We start from the raw sequence: 7,760 nt of genomic DNA, 5'->3' as shown, positions 1-7,760 counted from the left end.
CTATTTTTAAAAACACTTGCTCTAACACTACCTAAATGCCAAAAGTTCGTAAAATAACTCTGTAGAAGCCCATTTAAATGTGCTGACATCTCTATTTGTTGGCTAGAATAACGCCCGTGTTTGCGCGTTTGCAGCAATAATTATTGGGAATAATATCGATGGATACTGCTACTACTCCAGGCTTTGATGACATCCTGCAGGAGGCTTTGCGTGTCAGTCAGGCGAATGACGGGCCAGCTGCGATCAATTTGTTTCAGCAGGCATTGACGCTTAATCCTGGGTCCGCGACAACTTATTGTCTGCTTGGGGCTGAGTACATTACACTTGGTCAGGTCACTGAGAGTGAGGCGGCCTATGCGAATGCATTGGTGCTGGCACCGCAATTCCATGTAGCTCGGTTTCAACTTGGGTTATTGCAGTTCACGTCGGCAAGGGTAGCCGTCGCATTACTGACCTGGCAGCCTTTGCTCGCTTTGCAGGATGATAGTGCACTGAAGTTGTTTGTGATGGGCTTTGCGCATATGGCTCAGGATGATTTTGAGGTCGCTGTAAATTACTTTGAGCGCGGCATTGTGTGCAATGTTGATATCCCGCCTTTGAATTCCGATATACAGCGAGTGATCTCTGAAATCAAAGGCTTGAAGGAAAAATCTGGATTGAACGGACCAGCTTCAGTTGAAACAAATTCCAAGTCTGCAGAAACGTCAGAAAACACACAAGAAGCGGAGGCTGATGTGCATTTCTTGCTTTCGAATTATCAGCAGCAAGGGCCAGCGCATTGAGTAGCCTGGACACGATTAAGTCGATCCCCCTGAACATGGCACCACTTGGATGAATAATTACGTCGATGTGTCTTAAAGTCAAAAGCCACCGTAAGGTGGCTTTTGACTCTATTACCAAGATGGCATCACCGGCTTAGTTTCCTCAAAAAGGAGCGGGAGTGGGATCACGTTGGGCTACTCAGCTAGAATAACTTCCTATTCAAAAATGAGCAATAATTTTTTGAATACATTTCCAGCAACATATGGGCGCCCATTAATCGACGCGACTGAAGCCGGGCAATTGACACTCAATTTACCAACTGTACGCAAAATTCAAGCCACAACGATCCCTCTTGCGCCACGTCCCCTGTGTCTAGGATTTTGGTCTGGGAATACCAAAATGCTATTCACCCAGCCCAGCGTCGTCATTTTCACTAACGAGCACCTTGTCCGGCACTGGCCACTGCAAAATGGATGCTACGCGCCTAATAACCCAATACAACTCTTGCTCAGAAGCCCATTTTGCATGCAGCATCCGGTCTAAATATTGAGAAAGAATGTCAGCCTCATTCATATGCGAACGTTTTCCGGCTTTAGAATTGAGTGACAAGGTGCACATCTTATCGACGATATCTTCACAATAAATCCATCGGTTATACAACTCAGGCGGGGAGTTGCCAGATGCATAGTATTTTCCTTGATATTCAGTGAGCAAGAGTTTGGCTTGTGCGCCGCCAATAGCTCCCGTATTCCTTACTCTTGGAAAGTCATCCGGCACCATCAGTGTCTGATTTTCGTTAACATCGAGAAATCGGTTCGGTAAAGGTTGTTCCATGACTGTACTCCTATCATCAATTTGGTTTATGTTTCAGCAGATATTTGTGGATCTTAAGACCGCGATAATTCTGACGCTCACGCACGCTCAACTAAAATAGAGGTGCGCGAAGTGCAAATTTCATTTCTTCAGCAGCAGTGCCACATCTCTTCGCCGGAATAATTTGATTCCCTGTCCACTGCCCATTCTCACTGCAGAAATTAATCCGCGCGCTTCTAAATTTGGAAGCAGATTTTTCCCACGATCGAACTGGATTGCTGCCTCCTTGGCCGTCATGTAATTTCGCTTTAGTTTGAGAATTGCTTGATATTCGCTGTTACGAATACACTCCCTGTTTCCAACATCAATAATCGTTGTGATACCGGTCGTAACCCACCTGGCAATAAATTCCTCACGACTTTCCTGGAATCGATTGAGAAGAGGCTTTATCTCCTTCAGAGATCGGTCAACCATTCGGTCCCGAAATGCTTCAAAGGATGTTCTGGATACCGCGACTGCATCAATAGGCGCAGGGACACGCTCCAATTTTCCGTCGCGAACCAGTCTTCCTACAAGGATTACGGACAAGTCCAATCGCTGTGCGACCTCCGATATTGTGAGGTAATCAGCCAAATCTTCTTGAAGGTCATCAGTTGCCTGCGAAAGGTTAAGGTCAACTTTAAGACCGCATCGCTTTATTCGCAGTTGCGTCAGATCCAAATTTGCCAAGTCTTTTCTGGCTACAAGATAAATAGATAAACCGTCTATTCCAGGTCCGCCGACGGGCCGAATCCCATGAGAGGCTAAATAGTGCATAAATTGTGTACGGCTGGCACCGACACTTTTTGCCAGAGTACTGACAAATATGTACTGCTCGTTAAATTCAGCCAGTTGCTCCTTGGAGATAAAAATCCGCCTGCCTTGATAGAGAACCTTGTGAGGTATCAACCACCGCTTCCTCAACATGCTACGGACAATCTTGGGATAAATGTCCAATTGACTTGCAGCTTCTTCCACGGTCCATAGATGCGTGAGCTGAGCGCTCACATAATCTTTTCCTTTTGCGACCATGCGACGTAAACTGCATAATCCCTTTTCCATGTCATACCCAGCATTAATGATTGGACGATCCAGAATATCCAACACTAACTGCGGAATCTTTTCTGTAAGTGGTCGTTGCCTGATCGCACAATTTTGCTCAGTAGACCTAACCCACAATTTCCGCAATAGCGCGTCAAGCGATGCTTTCGTAAAATCCAAATAATTTGGAACGTATTTGGTTTTTTCAACCTCTAGCAATTGAACTCGCAGCAAGCCAGTCACATAGCTTGGCTTTGATAGACCAAGCGCTGCCGCGCTTTCTACGCCATTGAATGTCCCTTTGATTGGCCTGATTGCCACAGGAGGAATGACTATTGTTGCCACTTCACGCAGGACATCCAAAGCTAAGGCACGCATGTATCCTGGATTTTTCAACAAAGAAGCCATTGCTATTCTTGGATGTTCTCTATCGACACGATGAGTTACATAATTTGTCAAATAAGCCAAAACCATAGCTTGGCCTTGGATGGACAAGCTATTAATTTCTTCTTCGGTCGGTACATGCTCCTGAGCCGAAAAGAACATTGTTAGTGTCAAGAATTTTTCTGCAAGATCGGTAACTCGTGCCTGGTCTCCACTACCGATGACACTCATAACCGCCCTTGCCACGGCTATGTCGCCATTTTTAAGTGGCGTGTTGCGCAAATCGAACAAGCACTTGCAGAGATGCGGTGCTGGTCGGTTCCAGTCCAAACCTTCTAAGCACTTTGGGCAGGTCGTTATCAAGAGACATCCGTGCAAATCGCAAGTGGATATCAACTTAATAGACCATATTCGTTTTAAATATGGAAAGATCATGATGCAGCACGGACAGACCGCATTTCCTTCTTCTCTAAACACTTCCGCCGGTAATTCTAGATTTGAATTAAGGGAGAGCATGACTGCAGAACTGGAGCGCCTCAACTGACAAAGGCTTAATTCAGAAGGTAATTCAATTCCTAATAGATCTACTTGCTCCCGGAATTTTTTTTGATCCCGGAACATCCCTACACTCTGAATGTATCTATTGCATCGCCCTTTAAGCATGGTGTAAGTATCTGTCCATCCATTTAAATGCGCAGCTCGCATCAAAATACTGCTCTGGCTTTCATCAGCGAATGGTATTGGTCTTGCTAGTAGCATGATTTACCTCCATCCCGATGTGAAATGGAAGTCAGCGCATTGCGCAGTTCGCTTGAGGACATCTCGAAAGGGTTGTCTTTTATCTTTTTGACAGAAGAAGTCAATCCACGGCTATGCGCCTCAGCAAAATCACTCAACAGCACTGTTTTTCGATTCGCCAGGAGAGCAATGGCAGTAGCTTCCTTGAGCAGTTGCATGACAAATGCAGGATTACCGCTAGTGGAAGCCCACATCTGCACGACCTGCAGATGATTTTTAAAATCAACGAATCCATCCAGCTCCAAGTTTTCTACGAATTTCTTGGATATACCACTTAAAAAGGGGCGCAATGGTCCTGGGCGTGCCTGAGTACCACAATGAAGTTCGCCTAGCCGGAACCTCCGCGTAAATCGCCGGGTCATCTGCGTGTCACCTAAGATTAGCGACTCACACTCGGGCACACCGACTAAACACACCATAACTTTAGTCTCATTGATTAAAGTCTTTAGCCAGTTACATACTCTTATTGAACGCTTGTCTCCAGCATTACCTTCAGCAAGAAGATGATGAAATTCATCTAGCAAGATGATTTTGGTTCGACATGTCTTAAGCAATGTACATAAACGCTTGGTCAACGTGATGGCGTTGCTTTGTTTCATCGATGTCTCACCAAGACTCTCCAGCAAATTTAGTGCAAGAGATTTGATGGTAGAAGGTGACGGCACCGAAGCGTAAAAAGCTGGAATTGTCTTGATCCTTGCGTGCTCCTCTATGATTTCGGCTGGAGGATATTTCGTGAGAATGGCTTTGCAGATAGTGGTCTTTCCTGTGCCACCAGTGCCAACCAAAATGGCCCCTAACGGCTCCGAACTATTAGCAGACCAAGCTATACAGCCTTTCAATCCCGTCATCGCTTGTTTCAACATATCGTGAACAATGACCACTTTATCCATTGCAGCTACTCGTTCGTAAACAGCATGACGCAAAACGTCATCTTCGGAAAAATCGTTACCAGAATTATTGATCTTCATAACTAGACTCCAATTTAGAATTCGAAAACTTCGTAACCGTCATCGTCAGACGATTGCTGTGGTTTGCCACCTGGCGCTGCGTCTGTCAAAGGCGCAGCTATATCTGTCACCGGAGCATCGTCTGCAGCGTTGGGGGAAGGCTTGATTGTGTTTTTAGGATGTACGACATCGTGCGCTACAACATCCTCGTAAGAAAGAAGCCGCTTGATCTTAGTTTTGGCAGTTTTTTTCCGGCCTTCACCCTGAGTAAGCAAGGCTAGTTTTTTTGCACTTGAAGAATTTGGAAGATTGTGGATGCTTTGCCATAGCCTCCAGCGCGCAATTTCGTAAGCATGTGGTCCCAGTTCCTCACGGTCCTTTGCTTCCATGGCATCCAAAGCAGCTGTACACGCGTCATGCTCATATTTTGTCAGCCTATCCATGTATTCCAAATCGATACCATCTGCACGAAATATAGTTTTTGGATCAGATTCCAAATGGACATAGACGTAACTCAGATCCAGCTCATTGACTAGGACGATCACGGATCGTTGATTTCTCTGCTCTAAGGTACGCAACGCATCAGATTTGTATATCAGGTTATCTACTATTACCCTTCCATTTGATATCTTTCGTTTGAAAACGACACGCGCAATTACATCAATCTCCTCGGAATTGAACGACAGCACGGGCATCATGGATAGTTGATCGCGCCAAAGCTTTTCTGGGAGTCTGCGTGTAGCGGAGTGTTTTGCGCGGTGGTAGACTGTTGTTAGCCATTGCTCGAACAATTCACGCAACTTGGCCAATGTCACCTGGGCCAGCGCTACAGAGTCGTACTCTCCCCGATCATGCAATGATGAGAAGGTAGTCCCAGACAGCACGTGGACAAGCTGCATGTTGACAGTCCTGAAGAATCGCTCGATGTGCGCCTTGTCATCAGGGCAGTAAGCTTTTGCTGATTCGATATGCATCCCTAAACGCATACAAAGGCTACGCAGTGCCTGGGAAGTTAAATCAGGACCATTGTCAGGAAGTATTCTTTCTGCAACACCGCCAGGCCCCTCGCGTGGATCACGACAGCACATGTCTTTAATTGCTGCCAATGCGGTTGTGGCGCAAAATGGCAGCAGACTGATATGCCACCCTACAACAGCCCTGGTGGCAACATCAAAGAGACAGACTAAATAGGGACGTCCGAGAACTTCTCCTGTTTCGCCATCTATTAAAATGACGTCCATCCTGTGGCCATCCATCATGACTATTTCCATCAGCCTGGATGCCTGTAATTTTGAACCGGCAGCACGGAATTGCGCATCCGCATACCGCTGGCCATGCCGCATCCTCGCAATGATATAGGGATCTAATTCTTTAGCCCTTCGATAAAGTGTTCTTTCACTCGGAAAACATTTGTCTTGCGCTGGAATAGTTTGATCGTCATTGATTCTGCCAATGACGTTTGCATGCACCTGCTTTAAACTCGGCCTGTTAACGACCAAGTAATCTTGTATGAGCGAGTTCCTGATCGCAATTTCCACATCCAAGGGAATTTTCTTTGTTCGGCATCCCTTACGCTGGTGTAATGGTGCGAGTGCCATCGTTTCGCCGTCGGCATTCACGTACCGTTTCACCCAACGCGCCAGGGTTGCACGGGAAGGAGGTGTTTCATCATTAAGCTGCTTTGCTACGACTGGTATTGTTGAAACCAGCCTCACCTTAGAAAGCGGCCTAGACTTTACTCCCAGGGCTTCTTTCACATATTGAAAACGCCGCAGAAGTTCTTTACGGCTGGCGTCATTTAAACTCGTCAGCCTCAATTGGAGCGGGTCATGGACTTTTGCATTGTCCTCTTGGGAGAGAAAGCCAACTTTTTTACAGTCGACCAACTCCCAAAAAGCATAGACTGGCATGAGATATGGACGGCCACCCTCGCACGACGAATAACGCACCATGGTCGCATCAGCAAATGAAATTTCATAAGCTTGATTCTTGAGCGCGAATCGAGTGCCGGCTGTTAATGCATGTGGTACCAGGCCGCTCTTCATGGCAGCCTCACTAAAGTTGTGGATGTGATCGGGAGTCGCATATTGCACAGCAACTTTCCGTGGAAGATCGCCCCCTCAAGTTGGTATGCAGGGATAGCGCGCTTCAACATCTCTTCCCGTAGAACTTTAACTGTGAGATAACTGGCATTGAGTTGCCCGAACAACTCAGTTGGCCATTCGGAGACATAATCCGGCAGGATCAATCTGCCACCGCGGTTATATGTCATGATCAGATTCAATTTTTCTTGACCACTGAGCATCTTCTTCTCAGTCGTCACATCAAATTCCACACCAATGGAACACAATGTTCTCTCAAGGAAATTAAATTTTTCCATGTTACGGTCATCGTTTACGAAAACAGAGGCTTTTACCTCACATACAAGGAACTGGTCTGGCTTTTTAAGAATTAGAAAATCTGGGTAGAGGCAACTTTTTCGGAAAGGTATTTCCAATGCCTGGCCACGGTATTTGACTATCTGTGGGTCTGCTTCCATGTGATAACAGAAAGCTCGCTCCAAGCGTGATTCCACCGGAATAAAGCATTCGTTTTTACGGCTGAAGAAAAGTGAGGATCTGGAACCGTACTTTCCTTGTTTGATTTTACGTATGCCATGGATGATGCCATCCAGGCCGGGAACAGCGTCGAACGCTGCCGCAATTTGCTGCTGAAGATAGTTTTTCACAATACTTACTCCGTCTCATTTGGGCGACAAAATCCCTTACCAAATGTGTCAGTAAAAAGATTTTTCGCTGTTTTAACGTGCAAACCAATGCACCAGGCTGCACCTGTCCCGCATGCATAAAAATGCCTGCTGCAATGGCTTGACAATCAATGGGAGGGGAATAGAATGAAGGCTCAAGTGCTTTACATCACTAAGCGTTCTGCGGCGGCCCGAGTCTGATCACTCGGGCCGTTTTGCATTTCTAT

6 protein-coding genes are annotated in these 7,760 nt (G+C 46.1%); 1 reads left to right on the top strand and 5 read right to left on the bottom strand.

Annotation, left to right across the window (positions count from 1 at the left end):
• The first annotated feature begins 158 nt into the window (after positions 1 to 158).
• Positions 159 to 782 carry a hypothetical protein gene (locus AC3WQT_RS07720; RefSeq protein WP_492703290.1) on the top strand — a complete coding sequence of 208 codons (624 nt, stop codon included), beginning with the start codon at positions 159 to 161 and terminating at the stop codon, positions 780 to 782.
• Positions 783 to 1,164: 382 nt separating this feature from the next.
• On the opposite strand, the gene AC3WQT_RS07715 is transcribed toward AC3WQT_RS07720, so the two are convergent.
• From AC3WQT_RS07715 to AC3WQT_RS07695, 5 genes are all read right to left on the bottom strand, one after another.
• The gene (locus AC3WQT_RS07715; protein WP_492703288.1) at positions 1,165 to 1,596 is read right to left on the bottom strand and encodes a hypothetical protein; all 432 of its coding nucleotides are present in this window, start codon (positions 1,594 to 1,596) and stop codon (positions 1,165 to 1,167) included.
• Positions 1,597 to 1,716: 120 nt separating this feature from the next.
• The gene (locus tag AC3WQT_RS07710) at positions 1,717 to 3,798 is read right to left on the bottom strand and encodes a TniQ family protein (protein ID WP_492703287.1); all 2,082 of its coding nucleotides are present in this window, start codon (positions 3,796 to 3,798) and stop codon (positions 1,717 to 1,719) included.
• Positions 3,789 to 4,808, bottom strand: a complete 1,020-nt coding sequence (locus AC3WQT_RS07705) for a TniB family NTP-binding protein (RefSeq protein ID WP_492703285.1) — start codon at positions 4,806 to 4,808, stop codon at positions 3,789 to 3,791. The genes AC3WQT_RS07710 and AC3WQT_RS07705 overlap by 10 nt, the downstream gene beginning before the upstream one ends.
• A gap of 14 nt (positions 4,809 to 4,822) precedes the next feature.
• Positions 4,823 to 6,832, bottom strand: coding sequence for a TnsB C-terminal domain-containing protein (locus AC3WQT_RS07700; protein ID WP_492703284.1), 2,010 nt, complete (start codon positions 6,830 to 6,832; stop codon positions 4,823 to 4,825).
• A complete protein-coding gene (locus AC3WQT_RS07695; protein ID WP_492703282.1) occupies positions 6,829 to 7,515 on the bottom strand; it encodes a PDDEXK family nuclease in 687 nt (228 codons plus the stop codon). The genes AC3WQT_RS07700 and AC3WQT_RS07695 overlap by 4 nt, the downstream gene beginning before the upstream one ends.
• Positions 7,516 to 7,760 lie beyond the last annotated feature (245 nt).

It is taken from the genome of Undibacterium sp. FW305-107, assembly GCF_058788535.1.
Note: the sequence above shows the minus strand (reverse complement) of the source record. Positions and strands in the feature narration are given on the sequence as shown.

Bases quoted from the DNA above. Each gene is read 5' to 3' on its own strand.
- AC3WQT_RS07720 (WP_492703290.1), top strand. From the start codon at position 159: ATGGATACTGCTACTACTCCAGGCTTTGATGACATCCTGCAGGAGGCT.
- AC3WQT_RS07715 (WP_492703288.1), bottom strand. From the start codon at position 1,596: ATGGAACAACCTTTACCGAACCGATTTCTCGATGTTAACGAAAATCAG.
- AC3WQT_RS07710 (WP_492703287.1), bottom strand. From the start codon at position 3,798: ATGCTACTAGCAAGACCAATACCATTCGCTGATGAAAGCCAGAGCAGT.
- AC3WQT_RS07705 (WP_492703285.1), bottom strand. From the start codon at position 4,808: ATGAAGATCAATAATTCTGGTAACGATTTTTCCGAAGATGACGTTTTG.
- AC3WQT_RS07700 (WP_492703284.1), bottom strand. From the start codon at position 6,832: ATGAAGAGCGGCCTGGTACCACATGCATTAACAGCCGGCACTCGATTC.